17 protein-coding genes and 1 riboswitch are annotated in these 16,542 nt (G+C 70.9%); of the genes, 5 read left to right on the top strand and 12 right to left on the bottom strand.

Annotated elements, in window-relative coordinates:
• Positions 1–36: 36 nt before the first annotated feature.
• Complete coding sequence (locus ABZ659_RS00180) at positions 37–303, bottom strand: DUF4190 domain-containing protein (protein ID WP_360211796.1); 267 nt, start codon at positions 301–303, stop codon at positions 37–39.
• A gap of 5 nt (positions 304–308) precedes the next feature.
• A complete protein-coding gene (locus ABZ659_RS00175) occupies positions 309–482 on the bottom strand; it encodes a hypothetical protein (protein WP_360211793.1) in 174 nt (57 codons plus the stop codon).
• Positions 483–607: 125 nt separating this feature from the next.
• Between ABZ659_RS00175 and ABZ659_RS00170 the strand changes: the two genes are divergently transcribed.
• Complete coding sequence (locus ABZ659_RS00170) at positions 608–1,234, top strand: TetR family transcriptional regulator (RefSeq protein ID WP_360211790.1); 627 nt, start codon at positions 608–610, stop codon at positions 1,232–1,234.
• Between the two features lie 15 nt (positions 1,235–1,249).
• Here ABZ659_RS00170 and ABZ659_RS00165 read toward each other — a convergent pair whose 3' ends face one another.
• The 10 genes from ABZ659_RS00165 to ABZ659_RS00120 form a co-directional block, all read right to left on the bottom strand.
• Positions 1,250–2,104: a thioesterase family protein gene (locus ABZ659_RS00165; RefSeq protein ID WP_360211787.1), complete on the bottom strand. Its 855-nt coding sequence runs from the start codon at positions 2,102–2,104 to the stop codon at positions 1,250–1,252.
• 25 nt (positions 2,105–2,129) lie between these two features.
• Entirely contained in the window at positions 2,130–2,846 is a 717-nt protein-coding gene (locus ABZ659_RS00160) for a trimeric intracellular cation channel family protein (RefSeq protein WP_360211784.1), read from the bottom strand.
• Positions 2,847–2,915: 69 nt separating this feature from the next.
• Complete coding sequence (locus ABZ659_RS00155) at positions 2,916–4,007, bottom strand: oligopeptide/dipeptide ABC transporter ATP-binding protein (protein WP_360211781.1); 1,092 nt, start codon at positions 4,005–4,007, stop codon at positions 2,916–2,918.
• Positions 4,004–5,011 (bottom strand): ABC transporter ATP-binding protein, encoded by a 1,008-nt coding sequence (locus ABZ659_RS00150; protein ID WP_360211778.1) that lies wholly within the window; start codon positions 5,009–5,011, stop codon positions 4,004–4,006. Before ABZ659_RS00150 ends, ABZ659_RS00155 begins: the two co-directional genes overlap by 4 nt.
• A 6-nt stretch (positions 5,012–5,017) precedes the next feature.
• Positions 5,018–5,974 carry an ABC transporter permease gene (locus ABZ659_RS00145; protein WP_360211775.1) on the bottom strand — a complete coding sequence of 319 codons (957 nt, stop codon included), beginning with the start codon at positions 5,972–5,974 and terminating at the stop codon, positions 5,018–5,020.
• Between the two features lies 1 nt (position 5,975).
• Complete coding sequence (locus tag ABZ659_RS00140) at positions 5,976–6,980, bottom strand: ABC transporter permease (RefSeq protein WP_360211772.1); 1,005 nt, start codon at positions 6,978–6,980, stop codon at positions 5,976–5,978.
• 99 nt (positions 6,981–7,079) lie between these two features.
• A complete protein-coding gene (locus tag ABZ659_RS00135) occupies positions 7,080–8,747 on the bottom strand; it encodes an ABC transporter substrate-binding protein (protein ID WP_360211768.1) in 1,668 nt (555 codons plus the stop codon).
• A gap of 249 nt (positions 8,748–8,996) precedes the next feature.
• Entirely contained in the window at positions 8,997–9,821 is an 825-nt protein-coding gene (locus ABZ659_RS00130) for an enhanced serine sensitivity protein SseB C-terminal domain-containing protein (protein WP_360211765.1), read from the bottom strand.
• A 192-nt stretch (positions 9,822–10,013) separates the two neighbouring features.
• On the bottom strand, positions 10,014–10,781 hold the full coding sequence (locus ABZ659_RS00125; protein ID WP_360211762.1) for an enhanced serine sensitivity protein SseB: 768 nt from the start codon (positions 10,779–10,781) through the stop codon (positions 10,014–10,016).
• A 65-nt stretch (positions 10,782–10,846) separates the two neighbouring features.
• Positions 10,847–11,521: an AAA family ATPase gene (locus tag ABZ659_RS00120; RefSeq protein WP_360212270.1), complete on the bottom strand. Its 675-nt coding sequence runs from the start codon at positions 11,519–11,521 to the stop codon at positions 10,847–10,849.
• A gap of 349 nt (positions 11,522–11,870) precedes the next feature.
• Positions 11,871–11,966: riboswitch (glycine riboswitch) on the top strand.
• A 165-nt stretch (positions 11,967–12,131) separates the two neighbouring features.
• On the opposite strand from ABZ659_RS00120, the gene gcvT reads away from it, so the two are divergent.
• The 4 genes from gcvT to ABZ659_RS00100 all read left to right on the top strand — a co-directional run bounded on the left by gcvT (position 12,132) and on the right by ABZ659_RS00100 (position 16,461).
• Positions 12,132–13,250 carry a glycine cleavage system aminomethyltransferase GcvT gene (gene gcvT, locus ABZ659_RS00115; RefSeq protein WP_360211759.1) on the top strand — a complete coding sequence of 373 codons (1,119 nt, stop codon included), beginning with the start codon at positions 12,132–12,134 and terminating at the stop codon, positions 13,248–13,250.
• Between the two features lie 114 nt (positions 13,251–13,364).
• Complete coding sequence (gcvH, locus tag ABZ659_RS00110) at positions 13,365–13,745, top strand: glycine cleavage system protein GcvH (RefSeq protein ID WP_360211756.1); 381 nt, start codon at positions 13,365–13,367, stop codon at positions 13,743–13,745.
• A 14-nt stretch (positions 13,746–13,759) separates the two neighbouring features.
• A complete protein-coding gene (gene glyA, locus ABZ659_RS00105) occupies positions 13,760–15,022 on the top strand; it encodes a serine hydroxymethyltransferase (RefSeq protein WP_360211753.1) in 1,263 nt (420 codons plus the stop codon).
• Between the two features lie 71 nt (positions 15,023–15,093).
• Positions 15,094–16,461 carry an L-serine ammonia-lyase gene (locus ABZ659_RS00100; protein WP_360211750.1) on the top strand — a complete coding sequence of 456 codons (1,368 nt, stop codon included), beginning with the start codon at positions 15,094–15,096 and terminating at the stop codon, positions 16,459–16,461.
• Positions 16,462–16,542: the final 81 nt, after the last annotated feature.

Below are 16,542 nucleotides of genomic sequence, written 5' to 3'. Positions count from 1 at the left end.
GGCGCCGGGCGTCGGTGGCTGGGCACGTCAGGCGGCTCAGAAACTCCACGACACCGTGTTGTCCGCCTGGATGAACACGAGCAGGACCAGCAGGTCCGCCACCCCCAGGCCCAGGCCCAGGTACGCCCGCCCCGGGCGGGCCGTGCCGCGCCAGAGGGCGATGGTGGCCAGGGTGATGGCGATGGGACCCAGGAACACGTTGAGCACCAGGAGGCCCAGCAGGCCCAGGACGAAGGACGCGACGGCCATGCCGTCGGTGTCGCGCTTGCCGGTGTGGCTGGTGGCCGGTGCGGTGAGGTGCATGGTGGTCAGCTCCCGGTGGTCGGGGTGCGGTGGCCGCGGTCGTGGCGCTCGCGGAGCGCGAAGACGGCCAGCCAGACGGCGATGACGGCGCCCACGGCGACGCTGAACGTCAGCGGCGCGTGCGCCACGGTGCCCAGCAGGACGCCGAGCAACAGGAGTGCGGCGACGAGAAACAGCATCGGGTCAGTCCCCCAGGTTCGGTGAACGGTGTGCTGACGCTTGCGGAAACAACTGTTCACTGACTATCCAGTCTAGCGCGCGCGACACCTTTCCCATTCCGGAGAACAGTTGTTAACTGCATGGCATGAGTCACACCCCCGGCACCCGGCAGGCCCAGAAGCGGAAGACCCGGCGGGCCCTGCTCGACGCGGCGCTCGAACTGCTGGAGGAGCAGAGCCTGAGCAGCCTGGGGCTCCGTGAGGTCACCCGGGCCGTGGGCATCGCCCCGACCGCCTTCTACCGGCACTTCCGCTCCACCGCCGACCTCGGTGTGGTGCTGGTGGAGGAGGCGCTCGGCAGCCTGCACGCCACCATCCGCACGATCGTCGCCACGTCCGGCGACAGCGACGAACGCATCGTGCGCAGCGTGGAGTTGATCGCCCGGCATGTCGCCACCCATCCCGCGCACGTCCGTTTCATCGCCCGGGAGCGGCACGGCGGGGTGCAGTCGGTGCGCGAGGCCATCCGAGGCCAGCTCGCCCTGTTCGGCGAGGAGGTGCGGGCCCAGCTGGCCACGGACCCGGAGTCCGCGGGGTGGCACGAGGACGACCTGCTGATGCTCGCGGGGCTCTACGTCGACCAGATGCTGATCACGGCCTCCCAGTTCCTGGAGAGCCTGGACGCCCCCGAGGACGAGAAGCGGCGGGTCGCCCAGCTCGCGACCCGCCGTCTACGGCTCATCAGCATCGGCCGCGTCCACTGGCTGGACTAGGGCGGCAGGAATCCCTCAGCCCAGTCGTACCCGCGCCAGCTGCCGGGACTGGGCCACCAGCCGATCCTCGCTGTCCCAGACCTCCGCGTCCTCCTCCAGGAACCCGCCCGCGAGGTTGCGGGTGGAGAGGGCGACGCGCAGCGGGCCGGGGGCCGGGCGGCAGCGGATGTGGACCGTCAGTTCGACCGTGGGGACCCAGCCGCTCAGGCCGAGTTCGAAGGCGGTCGGCGGCAGCGCGTCCACCGCGAGGAGGAGCGAGAACGGGTCCGCGTCGCGACCGTCGGCCAGGCCGAACCAGGCCCGCATCTCGCCCTTGCCGGAGGGCGCGCCGAGCGCCCAGCCGAGGGTGGCGGGGTCCAGCTTGAGCATCAGGCGGTCGGTGATGGCGGAGCTGCCGGGGACCGGGGCGGGGCCGTCCTCGGGGCCGAAGCACTGGTCGAGGGGCGGTATCGCGGGCGGGCGCGCCGAGGTGCGGACGTCGTCGGGGAGGGCGCCCAGGTCGCCGTAGGAGGCGAGGACGCGGATGCGTTCGACCTCGGCGCCCTGGTCGTCGCACTGGAAGAGCGAGGCCTGGCCGGTGGAGAGGGTGCGGCCGGTGCGGACGGTCTCGGTGCGGACGACCGCCGGGCCGGGCTGGGAGGCGGTGAGGTAGTGCGCGGAGATGGTGAACGGGTCCGGGTGCGGCAGGGCGTCCGCGAGGGCGCGGCCCAGGACGGCCAGCAGGTAGCCGCCGTTGACGGCGTTGATGATGGTCCAGCCGTCGGACAGGTCGATGTCGTAGACGCCGGGTGCGCGGCGGGTGACGGCGGTGTCGCGGTCGAACTCGCTGCTGCCGACGCTCGCCGGTGTTGCCTGGGATGCCTGGGACATGGCGGTACCGTACAACAGGAAAATACTAAGCGGTAGCTTTGCCGGGTCCCGCCTGGTGCCCTCCGGTAAGGCCCGCCTGGTCCGGTGGCTCCTCCCGCACCGTCGACCTGCGGTTCCACGCCCGCGGTGCCCGCCAGTGGAACCGCATCGCCAGCAGCCGCAGCGCGAAGGCGACGACGGCGGCGAGCGCGCTGGTCAGCGGGTTGAGGGCGCCGTAGCCGACGCACAGCGCGGTCAGCGTGGCGCCGACGATCGCGGGGACGGCGTACAGGTCGCGGTCCCAGCGCAGCAGTGACGGCACCTCGTTGGCGAGGACGTCCCGGACCACGCCGCCACCCACCGCGGTGACCAGGCCGAGGGCGGCGGAGGCGGTGAGGCCGAGGCCGTACTCGTACGCCTTCGTCGTCCCGGCGACGCAGAACAGGCCGAGGCCCGCCGCGTCGAAGACGTTGACGCCGACCTGGATGCGCTCCACCTGCGGGTGCAGGAAGAAGACCAGGAGGGTGGCGAGCAGCGGGGTGAGGAAGTAGCCGAGGTCGGTGAAGGCCGCGGGGGGTACGGCGCCGATCACCAGGTCCCGGAAGAGCCCACCGCCGAGTGCGGTGGCCTCGGCGAGGACGGCGATGCCGAACACGTCGAAGTTCTTGCGCACGGCCAGCAGCGCGCCGGAGATGGCGAAGACGAAGATGCCGACCAGGTCGAGCGTGTGCTGGACGGACGGGCTGAAGAGTTGCTGGAACACCCTTCCATTCTGACGTGCCTGAGGGCGTGCACCTTACGAACGAAGGTGCACGCCCTCACAGAGCATCGGTTACGCGGTCTTCTCGGCCGCCGTCGACTCCTCCGGCAGCCGCTCCTCCGCCAGTTCGTCACGCGCCGCCGGAACCACGTCGCCCATGGTCCGCGTCAGCGTCCCGGCGGCGATCTCGGCGGCGTAGTGGCAGGCCACCCGGTGTCCGCCGCCGACGTCGGTCAGCGTGGGGCGTTCCGTCGCGCACCGCGTCTCCTGCACCCACGGGCAGCGGGTGTGGAAGCGGCACCCGGCGGGCGGGTTGGCGGGCGAGGGCAGGTCGCCGATGAGGAGGATGCGCTCGCGCTGGTCCTCCACGTCCGGGTCGGGCACCGGCACCGCCGACATCAGGGCCTTGGTGTACGGGTGCTTCGGCTCGGCGTACAGCGCGTCGCTCGGGGCCTCCTCCACCAGCGCGCCCAGGTACATCACACCGATGACGTCGGAGATGTGCCGGACCACGGCCAGGTCGTGGGCGATCACCAGGTAGGTGAGGCCCAGCTCCTCCTGGAGTTCCTCCAGCAGGTTGATCACCTGGGCCTGGATGGAGACGTCCAGCGCCGACACCGGCTCGTCGCAGATGATCACGTCCGGCTCCAGGACCAGCGCGCGGGCGATGCCGATGCGCTGGCGCTGGCCGCCGGAGAACTCGTGCGGGTAGCGGGCGAGGGCGTTGGAGGGCAGGCCGACCTTGGCGAGGATGGCCTTGATCTTCTCCCGGCGCTCCTCCTGGTTGGCGCCGATGCCGTGGGCGAGCATCCCCTCGGTGAGGATCGACTCGATGTTCTGCCGGGGGTTGAGGGAGCCCAGCGGGTCCTGGAAGACCATCTGGAGGCGGCGCCGGAAGCGGCGCATCTCCTCCTCCGGCAGCTTCGCCAGGTCGGTGCCGTCGAGCACGACCTCGCCCTCGGTGATGTCCACCAGGCGCAGCACGGCCCGCCCGAGGGTGGTCTTGCCGCAGCCCGACTCACCGACCAGGCCGTACGTCTGGCCCGCCTCGACCTTGAGGGAGACGCCGTCGACCGCGTGCACGTGGCCCACGACGCGGTCGAAGAGGACGCCCCTCTTGACCGGGAAGTGGACCTTCACGCCGTCCAGTTCGAGCAGGCTCATGCGGGGACCTCCTCGGCCCGGGGGGCGTCGTCGAGTACGGGGTGGACGCAGCGCACCTGGTGTCCTTCGGCGCGCGGCTCGGTGAGCGCGGGGGTGCCGGAGAGGCAGTCCACCTCGTAGCGGTCGCAGCGGGGTGCGAAGGCGCAGCCGTCGGCCCAGGCGATCCGGTCGTTGATGGAGCCGCGCACCGGCGTGAGCGGCTCGCCGCGCGGGGCGTCGAGGCGGGGGATGGAGCCCAGCAGCCCGTGCGCGTAGGGGTGGGTGGGGTGGGCGAAGAGTTCGCGGCGCCCGGCGGACTCCACGACCTTGCCCGCGTAGAGCACGTTGACCTCGTCGCAGAGGCCCGCGACCACGCCCAGGTCGTGGGTGATCATCAGCAGGGCGGTGCCCTCCTGGTCCACGAGTTCCTTGAGCAGTTCCAGGATCTGCGCCTGGATGGTCACGTCCAGGGCGGTGGTCGGCTCGTCGGCGATGAGGAGCTTGGGCGCGCAGGCGACGGCCATGGCGATCAGCGCGCGCTGGCGCATACCGCCGGACATCTGGTGCGGGTACTCCTTCAGCCGCCGGGTCGGGTCGGGGATGCCGACCCGGTCCAGCAGGTGGGCGGCCTCCTTGCGGGCGGCGTCGCCCTTGAGGCCCCGGTGCCGCTGGAGGATCTCGGTGACCTGGACACCGATCGGGACGACCGGGTTCAGGGACGACAGCGGGTCCTGGAAGATCATGGCCATGTCGCGTCCGCGCAGGTCGCGCAGTTCGCCGGAGCTCATGGTCAGCAGGTTGACGCCGTCGAAGTCGGCCCGGCCGCCGACCTCGACGCCCTTGCGCGGCAGCAGCCCCATCAGCGCCAGGGAGGTGACGGACTTGCCGCAGCCGGACTCGCCGACCAGACCCACGACCTGGCCCTGGTCGACGGAGAACGAGACACCGTCGACCGCGCGGGACTCCTTGCGGCCGTGCTGTCCGCCGAAGGTGACGGTCAGTTCGTCGACTGTGAGAAGTGGCATGGTGGTTCAGCCTCGCAGCTTCGGGTCGAGGGCTTCCCGCATGGCCTCGCCGAGCAGGGTGAAGCCGAGGGCGGTGATGATGATGCCGACCGCCGGGTAGACCGCCATCATCGGCGCGTTGTCGAAGAAGCGCTGCGCCTGGGACAGCATGACACCCCACTCCGGCACCGACGGGTCGGGGTTGCCGAGACCCAGGTAGGACAGGGCCGCCGCCTCGATGATCGCGGTGGCCAGGGAGAGCGTCGCCTGGACGATCACCGGGCTGAGCGAGTTGGGCAGCACCTGGGTGACGACGATGCGCTTCCTGCGCACCCCGAGGGCGCGGGCGGCCAGTACGTAGTCGGTACCGCCCTGGGCGAGCATCGAACCGCGCAGCAGCCGGGCGAAGATCGGCACCTGGACGACACCGACGGCGATCATCACCGTGGTCAGCGACTGGCCGAGGACGGCGGCGACGGAGACGGCGAGCAGCAGCGACGGCAGCGCCAGCATCATGTCGGTGACGCGCATGATCACGGAGTCGACGCGCTTGCCCGCGGCGCCGCCGAGGGTGGCCGCGGCGCCGGAGAAGCCGCCGATGAGGAAGCCGACGGTGAGGCCGATGAGGGTGGACACGACACCGACGAGCAGGGTCTGCCGGGCGCCGATCAGCAGCCGGGAGAACATGTCGCGGCCGAGGTGGTCCAGGCCCAGCCAGTTGTCCGCGCGCGGCCCGACGAACTTGCCCTGGTTGATCAGGACCTCGTCACGCCAGGTCTGCGCGGTCGGCGAGTAGGGGGCGACCCACGGCCCGATGACGGCGAGCACGACGAAGACGGCGATGATGACCGCTCCGACGATCGCCATCTTGCTGGATTTGAGGCGCCGGAACGCCTCTCGCCACAGACTCAGGCCGGTGGTGGTCTCGTGCTGTGCGGTGAGCTGCGCGAGGCGCTCGATCTTCTCGGTTTTCGTGGTGCTCACGTCAGTGCACCCGCACTCTCGGGTCGATGAGGCTGTACGCCACGTCCACCAGCAGGTTGATCAGGACGTACACGATCGCGATGAACATGATGAAGCCGACGAGGACCGGGTAGTCACGGCCGTCGATCGCGGTCCGGATGAAGGAGCCGATGCCGCCGAAGGAGAACACCGACTCGGTGAGGACGGCGCCGGACAGCAGCGACCCGGTGAGCAGGCCGACCGCGGTGACCACCGGCAGCATCGCGTTGCGCAGCACGTGCCGGCCGCGCACGGTGGAGCGCTTGAGGCCCTTGGACTCGGCGGTGCGGATGTAGTCCTCGCCCAGGACTTCCAGCACGCTGGCGCGGGTCATGCGGACGATGACGGCGAGCGGGATGGAGGCCAGCGTGATCGCTGGCAGCACCAGGTGGGTGATCGCGTCCCACGAGGCGTCCAGCTCGCCGGTGAGTACGCCGTCCAGGACGGCGAACCCGGTCACGTCGGTGGCGTTGAGCCCGGTCGACTGGCGGCCGTAGCTGGGGAACATGCCCAGTTCGACGGCGAAGACGCCCTTGAGGATCAGGGCGAGGAAGAACACCGGGATGCAGATGCCGACCAGGGAGCCGGAGACGGCGGTGACGTCGAGCCAGCCGCCGCGCTTGCGGGCCGCGAAGTAGCCCAGCGGGACGCCGACCGCGATCGCGATGACCATCGCGGCGACGGAGAGTTCGACGGTGGCGGGGAAGCGCAGCGTGAACTCGTCCCACACCGGCTGTCCGGTCTGGACCGAGGTGCCCAGGTCGAGGTTGGCGATCCGCTTCAGGAACCGCCAGTACTGAACGTACAGGGGCTGGTCGAGCCCCAACGCACGGTTGATCCGTGCCACTTCGGCCTCGGTGGCCCGTTCCCCCAGGATCGCTGAGGCGGGTCCGCCGGGCAGCCGGTTGAGCCAGAGGAACAGCAGAACCGACAGGCCGAGCAGGGTGGGAATCAGCTGGAGCAGTCTTCGTACGACGAGACGCAGCACCCCGCAGCCCCTTTCTTACGTGTGTGCCTTCATGAACAGGTCCGTCCGGCCGCCGAGGTGCAGCAGCCGGACGGACCCGTGTGCGTATGCCTGTCTTGCTTACTTGAAGGAGACTTCGGCGAAGTTCTCCTGCGTCAGCGGCGAGACGTTCGGCGGGTTGACGTTCTTGCCGAAGGCGATGGCCGGCGGGGAGGACGAGATCGGGACACCCGGCAGGTAGTCCATGATGACCTCGTTGGCCTTCTCGTAGGCGGCGGTGCGCGCGGCCTCGTCACCGACCTCGGAGCCGGCGTTCACCGCGTCGAACAGCTCCTTGTTCTTGAAGCCCCACTGCTTGTCGAAGCCCGCGAACCAGGTGCCGATGAAGTTGTAGCCGTCGTTGAAGTCACCGGTCCAGCCGAGCATGTGCAGGGCGCAGGAACCGGCCTCGGTGGCGTCCAGGTAGTCCGGGGCCCACTTCATCGGCTTCGGGGTGACGGTGATGCCGGCCTTCTCCAGGTCGGCCTTCATCAGCTCGAACAGGTCCTGCGGCGAGGGCATGTACGGGCGGGTGACCTCGGTCGGGTAGCAGAACTCGATCTTGAGCTTGCTCTCCTTGGCGTCCGCGAGCAGCGACTTCGCCTTGGCGGTGTCGTACGCGTACGTCTTCACCTTGTCCGAGTAACCGGCGACGGTGTCCGGCATGAACTGCGTCGCGACCTTGCCGCCCTCGGGCAGCTGGGTCTTGACCAGGTTCTCCCGGTCGAGGGCGTGCGCGATGGCCTCGCGGACTTCCTTCTTCTTCAGCGCCGGGTTGGCGGTCTGCGTCATGCCGACGTAGAAGAGGTTGAAGACGTCACGCGTCGGGACCTTGAAGCCGTCGTTCTCCAGGGTCTTGACGTCGGCGGGCGCGACCAGGTCGTAGCCGTCGATGTCACCGGCCTGGAGGGCCTGGCGGCGGCCGTCCTCGGTGTCGATGGTGCGGATGACCAGGTTCTTGACCTTGGCCTTCTCACCCCAGTAGTCGTCGAAGCGGGTCAGGGTGACTTCCTTGTTGCCCTTGTTCCACTTGGCGATCTTGTACGGGCCGGTACCGGCGACCGTGCCGGCCTCCTGGCTGTACTTGGGGTACGTGATGGCGTCGCCCTTGGCGGTCGCCTCCTGCTTCTCGTACTCCGCGATGGCCTTCGGCGAGTGGATCGCCAGGGCCTGCAGGGAGAAGCCGCCGGGGAGGTTGGCGGAGGGCTTCTTGACCTCGATGACGGCGGTGTTGTCGTCCTTCGCGGTGCAGGACTTGTAGTTCGCCTCGGGCGTCTCCTCGTCCTCGTTCGCCGCGAAGCCGCCCATGATGGTCTGCCAGTAGTAGGAGACCGCGCTGGACTGGTAGGTGCCCTTCCAGTTGAACCAGTGGTCGTAGTTGGTGCAGACCGCCGCGGCGTTGAAGGTCTCGCCGTCGTGGAACTTCACGCCCTTGCGGAGGTTGAAGGTCCAGACCGTGCCCTCGGGGTTGCTCTCCCAGCTCTCCGCCAGGCCGCCGACGAGCTTGCTGCCGCCCGACTCGTGCTCCAGCAGAGCCTCGAAGGCCTGCCGCGTGACGCGGAAGGTCTCGCCGTCGCTCGCGAGCGCCGGGTCGAGCGAGCTGGGGTCGCCTGGGGCGCCGAACACGAACGTGTCCTTGGCACCGCTGCTGTCTTCCTCGTCTCGCTCACTGGCGCAGCCTGTGACGATCAGGCCGACCGCCAACGCGGCCGTGATCGCCTTGGCGGCACGGGATCTGGGTATGCGCATAGGGAGGACACTCCGGGTTCCGCTTGAAAAAGGGAATGCACTACTGACCGCCAGAACACTACAGACTGCGACGGGCGCCGGAGAACAGTCCGCATAGCGGTGATACCTAGTCGAGATCTGAACACTCAATAAATCGGAAGCTACTGGTACATCGCGGGTGCGTAAGTTAACTTGCCTGATACACGCAGCAGTTCGCGACCTGCGCAGAACCGGCGTTTGCGCAGGCCAGAGGTGATGGGGCGACTGCGCTCAGTAAGCGTGCGGGGCCGTGGCGCCGGGCTGGTGGCCGGGGGTGGGCGGGTACCCGTAGCCGCTGGCCGGGGCGGGCGCCGACGGGGCCGCGTGGGCCTCACGGTCGTAGAACGGACGGGCGTTGGCACGCAGCCACATCGCCACCGGGTCGTGCTCGTCCGACAGCGCGACCGTGGAGACGGGGAGTCCGTCCGGTACGGCGCTGACGGACTGCCGCATCATCGCGCGCACCGCGTCCACGGCGGGCGGGGAGGTGTCGTACACGTCCAGGCCGATGGCGAGGTACGGCGCGCCGAGCGCGGGCTGCACCCAGGCGCGGCGCAGTGAGCGGACGGCCGGGGTGCGGTGGGCGTTCTGCGCGAGCAGGGCGTAGAACTGCGGGACCTCGATCCCCGGTTCGGAGACCCGCAGCGGTCCGGCGGGCTGGCGGTCCAGACCGGTGGCGATCCGCCGCAGGTCCAGCCACGGCACGCCGACGCCGCCGCCGGGGGCGTGCGGGTTCAGCCACAGTCCGCAGTGGTCGGGGTAGAGGGCGCGGGCGACGTCGATGCCGTCGATGACCTCGTACGAACGGTTCCAGCCACTGGCGGACAGCTCCTGCGCGGAGGTGACGCAGGGGGCGTAGCCGAAGCCGTCGACGTCCATGTTGCCGTACTGGGCGTCGGGGGAACCGGACTGGCCGTGCCAGAGCAGCATCCAGATCCGGCCGGTGGAGGGGGTGGCGAGGGCACGCAGCAGGGCCTCGTAGGCGTCGTAGCGCCCGGGTGTCACCTGGCGCAGCATGTGCTCGACCTGACCGGCCGCGGCGGTGCCAGCGCTCACCTTTTTACGCCCCTCTGTAAACGCCGATTCAGCTTGTGACCCTAGCGTAAGCCTCCGACGGTGGAGCGGGGCCGGGGCGTGCGCGGGTTCGCGCCCACGTGCGGGTTTCGCCGTGGTGGAGCGCGCCCACGCGGCGGAGCCGCACATGGATACGGCCCCGCACCCTGAGGCGGGCCGTCCTGCCCGGCGCTCCTATTGACCCGTTGTATAGAACGGCCGGACCCTTTCCCTCAGCCAGGTGATGACCGGGTCGTCGGAGACGTCCATGAGGACCAGGTTGACCGGCCACTTGACGGGGGTCCTGCCGAGGGCGCGGCCGAGGGCGTCCATGGGGCGCAGCCGCAGGTCGCCCTCCCACTGGGAGAGTTCGACGCCGACGAACATGACCGGGTCGCCGGTCTCGACGGCGGCGAGGCAGCGGCGGGCGGTGCGGACGACGCCGGTGGCCTCGAACTCGGCGGACGCGGCGGTGAGGAAGTCGACCGGGTCGTCCTGCCAGTCGGGCTCGAAGAGCCGGACCCGGCCGCCGCTGGCGAAGCCGTCGAGCGGGGTGCGCCCGGCCCGGCACAGCTCGGCCACGGCGGGCGGCGGCAGCGGGATGCCGACCACGCCGTCCGGGTTGACGGCGATGCCGACCTGCGGCGGCAGTCCGCGGGCGAACTCCACGGCGGGCGCGACGGTGTACGACATGTGCGCGCCGGTGACCTGGCGGAGCTGTTCCTCGGAGCTGAACACGGGGACGTACGCCTGGCCGTCGATCTCCAGGGTGGGCAGGTCGAGCGGGCCGCTCTGCGGGCCGCCGCCGCTGGGCAGCGGCACCCACAGGAAGCTGCGGCCGAGCACCTCGACGATGCGGGCCCCGGCCGAGGGCACGCCGAGGGAGGCGGAGAGCACCTCCTCCAGTTCGTTGCCGGGCCATCCGCCGTGCGAATGGGGGTGCGCCTGCGCCGGGATGTCCATCTGCTACCGCCTGCTCCGTACCGCCGTGTGGCTGAAAAGGCTAACGGCACCCGTCGTGCCGTCCCTCACCCGGTGAAGCCGATCCTGCGCAGCGCGTCCGCCGCGTCCCGGTCCAGGAGGACGGCCGAGCCGCAGCCGTCGGGCAGGTCGCCGCGCTCCACCCGGCGCAGCAGCCGGGCGGCGGCGCCGCGGTGGCGCAGGAACGCGTACCGGGAGACGCCGCGCCCGCGTGCGCGCTGGCCCGCGAGGGCCTGCCGGGGGGTGACGTCGAGCACCAGCAGGTGCAGGGTGCCGCCGCGGCGGCGGGCGGCGCGGGCCAGCCAGCCGCGCACCCACGCCTGGGTGCCGCAGTCGTGCACGACGACCGCCTCCCCGGCGCGCAGGGCGCGGCGCAGCCCGGCGTAGTGCGCGGCGCGGACGAGGGGGCGGTAGACGGCGTACGGCAGCCAGGACGGCGTACGGCTCTCCCAGCGGTCGCGGGCGTCCTGGGAGTCGACGCGGACGGTGCGGACCGTGCGGCGCATGAGGGTGGACTTGCCGCTGCCGGGCAGGCCGGTGACCACGACCAGGTCGCGGGGGCCGAAGAGCAGGGCGTGCGGGCTGTGGCCGCCGCGCTCGCGCAGGTCACGGACGACGGGGGCGGGTAGTGCGGGGGCGGTGGTCTGTGGGGTGGTGGCCTGTTCGGGCAGTGCGGGACCCGAGGTGGTGGCGTACGCCGCCGTGGTCCTGTTCACCGTGATCGTCCTCCCCGTGGGCGGGTCGTGTGCGTCCCGCCCGTCGACTGTAAAGCGAAGGTAATACGGGGTGTTCCGTCTTTTCGTGCGCTTCACGCAACAAGCCCGCTACAGCCGCCGTACAGGGCCGTGCGGCTGCGGCGCGGCGACGGTGCTGAGGCCGTGCGAAGGCCGTGGGAAGGCCGTGCGGCGGCCGTGCTGAGGCCGTGCGGCGGCCGTGCTGAGGCCGTGCGGCGGCCGTGCTGAGGCCGTGCGGCGGCCGTGCTGAGGCGGTGCGGCGGCCGTGCGAAGGCTCCCCCTGCCGCCCCGGGGCCAGGCGTGCAATGATGTGCCCGCCAACTGCATACCGGCCGTTTGAATCCGCGCGGGAGAGTTCCCAGCCAGCCGCTGGGGCGCCGAAGGAGCAAGTCCCTCCCTTGAATCTCTCAGGCCCCGTTACCGCGCGGGCGAGGCACATCTGAAAAGCGGGCCGCCCGTGCCGGTGGCCCCACCCAAGGTGCAAGTCATCTCCGTACGCGGTGCCCGCGCGCGGTCATGACGAACCTCTCAGGTTCCGATGACAGATGGGGAGGAACGACCTCGCCCCCGCCGTCATGCCCTGGGAGACGACCGACCGATGAGCAGTACCGAACCCCGCCGTACCGCGCTGGACGCCGTGCACCGCGCGCTCGGCGCCACCATGACCGACTTCGCGGGCTGGGACATGCCGCTGCGCTACGGCTCCGAGCGCGACGAGCACAACGCCGTGCGCACCCGGGCCGGGCTCTTCGACCTCTCCCACATGGGCGAGATCACCGTCACCGGCCCGCAGGCCGCCGCCCTGCTGAACCACGCCCTGGTCGGCAACATCGCCTCGGTCGGCGTCGGCCGGGCCCGCTACACCATGATCTGCCAGGAGGACGGCGGCATCCTGGACGACCTGATCGTCTACCGGCTGGCCGAGACCGAGTACATGGTGGTCGCCAACGCCTCCAACGCGCAGACCGTGCTGGACGCGCTGACCGAGCGCGCCGCGGGCTTCGACGCCGAGGTGCGCGACGACCGGGACGCCTACGCGCTGCTCGCCGTGCAGGGCCCCGAGTCCCCGGCGATCGTGAAGTCCCTCACCGACGCCGACCTGGACGGTCTGAAGTACTACGCCGGGCTGCCCGGCACGGTCGCGGGCGTCCCGGCGCTGATCGCGCGCACGGGTTACACCGGCGAGGACGGCTTCGAGCTGTTCGTGAAGCCGGAGCACGCCGTCGAGCTGTGGCAGGCGCTGACCAGGGCGGGCGAGGCGGCCGGTCTGGTGCCGTGCGGGCTGTCCTGCCGGGACACGCTCCGCCTGGAGGCGGGTATGCCGCTGTACGGCAACGAGCTGAGCACCTCCCTGACGCCCTTCGACGCCGGTCTCGGCCGGGTGGTGAAGTTCGAGAAGGAGGGCGACTTCGTCGGCCGTACGGCGCTGGCCCGGGCGGCGGAGCGGGCGGCGGCCGACCCGCCGCGGGTCCTGGTCGGCCTGGTCGCCGAGGGGCGCCGGGTCCCGCGCGCCGGGTACCCGGTCGTCGCCGACGGCGCGGTGGTCGGCGAGGTCACCTCGGGCGCCCCCTCCCCCACCCTGGGCCGGCCGATCGCGATGGCGTACGTCGACGCGGCGCACGCGGCGCCGGGCACGGCCGGGGTCGGCGTGGACATCCGGGGCAGCCACGAGCCGTACGAGGTGGTGGCCCTGCCGTTCTACAAGCGGCAGAAGTAGACACACCGGGCGCCGGGCCGTTGGCTGGACCCGAGCGTGTCCGGCCTGCCCACCAGCGCCGTCAGCAGTCCCCCTGACCAGCAGCACTCATCCTCGTACAGGAGAATTCAGGCCATGAGCAACCACCCCAAGCAGCTGCGTTACAGCAAGGAGCACGAGTGGCTGTCGGCCGCCGAGGACGGCGTCTCGACGGTCGGCATCACCGAGTTCGCGGCCAACGCGCTCGGCGACGTCGTCTACGCCCAGCTCCCCGAGGCCGGCTCCACGGTGACCGCGGGTGAGACCTGCGGCGAGCTGGAGTCGACCAAGTCGGTCAGCGACCTGTACTCGCCGGTGTCCGGTGAGGTCACCGAGGTCAACGACGACGTGGTGAACGACCCGTCGCTGGTGAACTCGGCGCCCTTCGAGGGCGGCTGGCTGTTCAAGGTGCGCGTCACCGAGGAGCCCGCCGACCTGCTCTCCGCCGACGAGTACGCCGCGCACACCGCGGACTGAGGAGTCGTATCCGGATGTCTGTCCTGAACACCCCCCTGCACGAGCTGGACCCGGCGGTCGCCGCCGCGGTCGACGCCGAGCTGCACCGCCAGCAGTCCACGCTGGAGATGATCGCCTCCGAGAACTTCGCGCCCGTCGCGGTGATGGAGGCGCAGGGCTCGGTCCTCACCAACAAGTACGCCGAGGGCTACCCGGGCCGCCGCTACTACGGCGGCTGTGAGCACGTCGACGTGGTCGAGCAGATCGCCATCGACCGCGTCAAGGAGCTGTTCGGCGCCGAGCACGCCAACGTGCAGCCGCACTCGGGCGCGCAGGCCAACGCGGCGGCGATGTTCGCGCTGCTGAAGCCCGGCGACACGATCATGGGCCTGAACCTCGCGCACGGCGGGCACCTGACCCACGGCATGAAGATCAACTTCTCCGGCAAGCTCTACGACGTCGTGGCCTACCACGTCGGCGAGGACGGCCGGGTCGACATGGCCGAGGTCGAGAAGCTGGCCAGGGAGAGCAGGCCGAAGCTGATCGTGGCGGGCTGGTCGGCGTACCCGCGCCAGCTCGACTTCGCCGAGTTCCGCCGGATCGCGGACGAGGTGGGCGCGTACCTGATGGTCGACATGGCGCACTTCGCGGGCCTCGTCGCGGCCGGTCTGCACCCGAACCCGGTCCCCCACGCGCACGTCGTCACCACCACCACACACAAGACGCTGGGCGGCCCGCGCGGCGGTGTGATCCTCTCCACGGCCGACCTCGCCAAGAAGATCAACTCCGCGGTCTTCCCTGGTCAGCAGGGTGGTCCGCTGGAGCATGTGATCGCCGCGAAGGCGGTCGCGTTCAAGGTCGCGGCGAGCGACGACTTCCAGGAGCGCCAGCGCCGTACCCTGGAAGGCGCCCGCGTCCTCGCCGAGCGCCTGGTGCGGGACGACGTCAAGGCGGTCGGCGTGGACGTGCTGTCCGGCGGCACGGACGTGCACCTGGTCCTGGTGGACCTGCGCCACTCCGAGCTGGACGGCCAGCAGGCCGAGGACCGCCTCCACGAGGTCGGCATCACCGTCAACCGCAACGCCATCCCGAACGACCCGCGGCCTCCGATGGTCACCTCGGGCCTGCGGATCGGCACGCCCGCCCTCGCGACCCGCGGCTTCACCGCCGAGGACTTCGCGGAGGTGGCGGACGTGATCGCGGAGGCCCTGAAGCCGTCCTACGACGTCGAGTCCCTGAAGTCCCGAGTAAAGGCCCTGGCGGACAAGCACCCCCTGTACCCCGGCCTGACCAAGTAAGTCCCGGGCGGCGCACCCGGTCCGAGACCCGGACCCCGGGTGCGCCGCCACCCCGCCCCTGAGGAGTGACCGTGGCCATCTCGGTCTTCGACCTGTTCTCGATCGGCATCGGCCCGTCCAGCTCCCACACGGTGGGCCCCATGCGGGCCGCCCGGATGTTCGCCCGCCGCCTGCGCAACGAGGGCGTCCTGCCCTCCGTCGCCACCGTCCGCGCCGAGCTGTACGGCTCCCTCGGCGCCACCGGCCACGGCCACGGCACCCCCAAGGCGGTCCTGCTCGGCCTGGAGGGCGCCTCCCCACGCACGGTGGACGTGGAGACCGCCGACGACCGGGTCGCGGCGATCAGGTCCGGCGGCCGTCTGAACCTCCTCGCCGAGCACGAGATCCCCTTCGACGCCGACAAGGACCTCAAGCTCCACCGCCGCAAGGCCCTCCCCTACCACGCCAACGGCATGACGCTGTGGGCGCACGACGCCTCGGGCGCCGAGCTGCTGTCCAAGACGTACTACTCGGTGGGCGGCGGTTTCGTCGTCGACGAGGACGCGGTGGGCGCGGACCGGATCAAGCTGGACGACACGGTCCTGAAGTACCCCTTCCGCACCGGCGACGAGCTGCTCCGCCTGACGCGCGAGACCGGCCTGTCGATCTCCGCCCTGATGCTGGAGAACGAGCGTGCCTGGCGCACCGAGGACGAGATACGCGCGGGGCTGCTGGAGATCTGGCGGGTCATGCGGGCGTGCGTGGAGCGCGGCATGTCCCGCGAGGGCATCCTCCCGGGCGGCCTGCGGGTACGCCGCCGCGCCGCCGTCACGGCCCGCCAGCTGCGCGCCGACGGCGACCCGCTCGCGCACGCCATGGAGTGGATCACCCTCTACGCGATGGCGGTGAACGAGGAGAACGCCGCGGGCGGCCGGGTCGTCACGGCCCCCACGAACGGCGCGGCGGGCATCATCCCGGCGGTCCTGCACTACTACGTCAACTTCATCCCCGGCGCCGACGAGGAGGGCGTGGTCCGCTTCCTCCTCGCCGCGGGTGCCATCGGGATGCTCTTCAAGGAGAACGCCTCCATCTCCGGCGCCGAGGTCGGCTGCCAGGGCGAGGTCGGCTCCGCCTGCTCGATGGCCGCGGGCGCCCTCGCCGAGGTGATGGGCGGCAGCCCCGAGCAGGTCGAGAACGCCGCCGAGATCGGCATGGAGCACAACCTCGGCCTCACCTGCGACCCGGTCGGCGGCCTCGTCCAGATCCCCTGCATCGAACGCAACGGCATGGCCGCGGTGAAGGCGGTCACCGCCGCCCGCATGGCCCTCCGCGGCGACGGCTCCCACAAGGTCTCCCTCGACAAGGTCATCAAGACCATGAAGGAGACCGGCGCCGACATGAGCGTGAAGTACAAGGAGACGGCTCGGGGCGGGCTGGCGGTGAACATCATCGAGTGCTGACCGGACGCTTCCTCGGCTCTCCCCGGGGCGTGCCGACATGGAGGGCTTGTTAACGGCGATCGAATGCCGGGTGTCCATTCT

Origin of the sequence: Streptomyces sp. NPDC006997 (assembly GCF_040635175.1) — a bacterium.
GTDB lineage: Bacteria > Actinomycetota > Actinomycetes > Streptomycetales > Streptomycetaceae > Streptomyces.
Note: the sequence above shows the minus strand (reverse complement) of the source record. Positions and strands in the feature narration are given on the sequence as shown.

Excerpts from the sequence above, each read along its gene's own strand:
- gcvT (WP_360211759.1), top strand. The coding sequence starts at position 12,132 with ATGAGCAGTACCGAACCCCGCCGTACCGCGCTGGACGCCGTGCACCGC.
- glyA (WP_360211753.1), top strand. The coding sequence starts at position 13,760 with ATGTCTGTCCTGAACACCCCCCTGCACGAGCTGGACCCGGCGGTCGCC.
- ABZ659_RS00180 (WP_360211796.1), bottom strand. The coding sequence starts at position 303 with ATGCACCTCACCGCACCGGCCACCAGCCACACCGGCAAGCGCGACACC.
- ABZ659_RS00155 (WP_360211781.1), bottom strand. The coding sequence starts at position 4,007 with ATGAGCCTGCTCGAACTGGACGGCGTGAAGGTCCACTTCCCGGTCAAG.
- ABZ659_RS00165 (WP_360211787.1), bottom strand. The coding sequence starts at position 2,104 with ATGTCCCAGGCATCCCAGGCAACACCGGCGAGCGTCGGCAGCAGCGAG.
- gcvH (WP_360211756.1), top strand. The coding sequence starts at position 13,365 with ATGAGCAACCACCCCAAGCAGCTGCGTTACAGCAAGGAGCACGAGTGG.
- ABZ659_RS00135 (WP_360211768.1), bottom strand. The coding sequence starts at position 8,747 with ATGCGCATACCCAGATCCCGTGCCGCCAAGGCGATCACGGCCGCGTTG.
- ABZ659_RS00125 (WP_360211762.1), bottom strand. The coding sequence starts at position 10,781 with ATGGACATCCCGGCGCAGGCGCACCCCCATTCGCACGGCGGATGGCCC.
- ABZ659_RS00150 (WP_360211778.1), bottom strand. The coding sequence starts at position 5,011 with ATGCCACTTCTCACAGTCGACGAACTGACCGTCACCTTCGGCGGACAG.
- ABZ659_RS00170 (WP_360211790.1), top strand. The coding sequence starts at position 608 with ATGAGTCACACCCCCGGCACCCGGCAGGCCCAGAAGCGGAAGACCCGG.
- ABZ659_RS00175 (WP_360211793.1), bottom strand. The coding sequence starts at position 482 with ATGCTGTTTCTCGTCGCCGCACTCCTGTTGCTCGGCGTCCTGCTGGGC.